This is a genomic window from Mesorhizobium sp. M0184 (assembly GCF_040322215.1).
Taxonomy (GTDB): Bacteria; Pseudomonadota; Alphaproteobacteria; order Rhizobiales; family Rhizobiaceae; genus Mesorhizobium.
Genome location: NZ_JAMYSZ010000124.1, coordinates 1 through 542, shown reverse-complemented (window position 1 = coordinate 542; position 542 = coordinate 1). Strand labels below are relative to the sequence as shown.

General features: G+C 69.9%; 1 protein-coding gene. It reads right to left on the bottom strand.

Translation table 11 applies throughout. The features are described 5' to 3' along the window. Positions 1-542 (bottom strand): phosphopantetheine-binding protein (locus NKJ23_RS34600; protein ID WP_352685212.1); only part of this gene is annotated, 542 nt, incomplete at both ends.

Here is a 542-nt window from a genome sequence, read left to right as displayed (position 1 = left end):
CTGCTGCGCAAACGACAGCACAAGCGGCTCATTGCGCGACACCGTCGCAATCGCCGGCAGGTCTTGCGGACCGGAGCGGCTCAACTGCTCGACGATGCTTTCGGCCAGATCGGCAAGCACCGGCGTGGCGAACAGCCTCGTCAGCGGCAGTTCGACCCCAACAGCCCGCGACAGCCGGCTCGAGAGCTGCACGGCCAGCAGCGAGTGGCCACCCAGCTCGAAGAAGTGGTCGTGGCGTCCGACCCGCTCGACACCGAGAAGCTCCGCCCAGATCTCGGCCAGCGCCGTCTCGATCGCGTCGCGGGGCGCCTCATAGGCCGCCCGCGCATAGGCGTCGTCGGCCGGCGCCGGCAGCGCCTTGCGGTCGAGCTTGCCGTTCGGCGTCAGCGGCAGCGCCGCCAGCCGCACGAATGCCGTTGGCACCATGTAGTCCGGCAGCCGCCCGCTCACATGTGCGCGCAAGGCGCCGGCAAGCGCGCCGCCATCGTCCTGCTCCGCTCCCGCCTCGGGCCCACACACGACATAAGCGACAAGGTGCTTGT